This window comes from Kitasatospora sp. NPDC097691 (genome assembly GCF_040302665.1).
Classification (GTDB): Bacteria; Actinomycetota; Actinomycetes; order Streptomycetales; family Streptomycetaceae; genus Kitasatospora.
Genome location: NZ_JBEORY010000138.1, coordinates 1 through 1238 on the forward strand (window position 1 = coordinate 1; position 1238 = coordinate 1238).

General features: G+C 72.4%; 1 protein-coding gene. It reads right to left on the reverse strand.

Annotated features, from left to right (window positions below; all coding sequences use genetic code 11):
* On the reverse strand, positions 1-1006 hold a 1006-nt coding region (locus ABTY56_RS38685), incomplete at its 3' end, for a glycoside hydrolase family 15 protein (protein ID WP_350634384.1).
* Positions 1007-1238: the final 232 nt, after the last annotated feature.

Genomic DNA, 1238 nt, shown 5'->3' on the forward strand with positions numbered 1-1238 from the left:
CCGCGTTGCCGACGCGCACGGGCCGGGAATTCTCGTAGCCGGGCAGCCAGTCGAGCTCGATCTCGGGCAGCAGGCGCTCGCCCGCGATGCCGTAGAGGATGTGCGCCTGCTCCGGGTTGCCGGCCACCGCCCGGGTCAGCCAGTCGCGCCAGGCCCGCGCCTCGTCGATATAGCCCGAATCCATCAGCGCCAGCAGCGTGAAGGTGGAATCGCGCAGCCAGCAGAAGCGGTAGTCCCAGTTGCGCACGCCGCCCAGATCCTCGGGCAGCGAGGTGGTCGGCGCCGCCACGATGCCGCCGGTCGGCTCGTAGATCAGCGCCTTCAGCGTCAGCAGGGAGCGGCGCAGGATGTCGTCCCAGGGCGTTTCGAGCGTGCAGCGGCTCGACCAGTCGCGCCAGAACCGGTTGGTGTCGGCGAGGTATCGGCGCGGCTCGATCGGCGCCGGATCGTCCTCGTGCGAGGCGCCGTAGCTGAGGACGAAGCGGACCGCGTCGCCCTTGTAGACCGTGAACTCGGAGATCGTGGTCTGGCGGGCGGAGCCGCGCATCGGCGCGTTGGTGCGCAGGACCACCTTGTGGGGACCCGAGATCGCCCGCAGGTCGCCGAGTTCGCTGCGCGAGACCCAGGGCACGGCCGAGCCGTAATCGAAGCGGACGGCCAGCTCCATGCGCATCGCCATCCGGCCGCGCACGCCCTCGACAAGGCGGATCACGTGGGAGCCGTCGCCGACCGGCATGAAGTCGGTCACGCGGACCTCGCCCTCGTGGGTCTTGTGGGTCGTCTCCAGCACCAGGGAGCCGCTGCGGTAGCGCCAGGAATGCTGCGCGCCCGCTGCTGCCGGGGCCAGCTTCCAGAAGCCGTGCTCGTCCGTGCCGAGCAGGCCCGCGAACAGGGCGGAGGCGTCGAAGCGCGGCATGCACAGCCAGTCGATGCTGCCGTCCCGCCCGACCAGCGCCGCCGTGCGGCCGTCCCCGATCAGGGCGTAATCCTCGATCCGTCCCGCCATCCGGTACTCCGTCGCCTCGTCCGAGCCGACCGGCGCGGGGCGAAGGCGGGCCTCGGTCTCGCTTGGCGTGCCCTCCGGCGGCCTCCCTCTCACCCGCGAGCGGGTGCCGGGACGCCGCGAACCGTTCGCCGGGCACGTCTGTCAGCGCGAAGTGGCGCAGCCGCCGCGCTCAGCAAGGCTTGGGCTCGAGGACCGGACGGGATCGGGCCGGTCCGGGCGGGGCCGGTCCGGG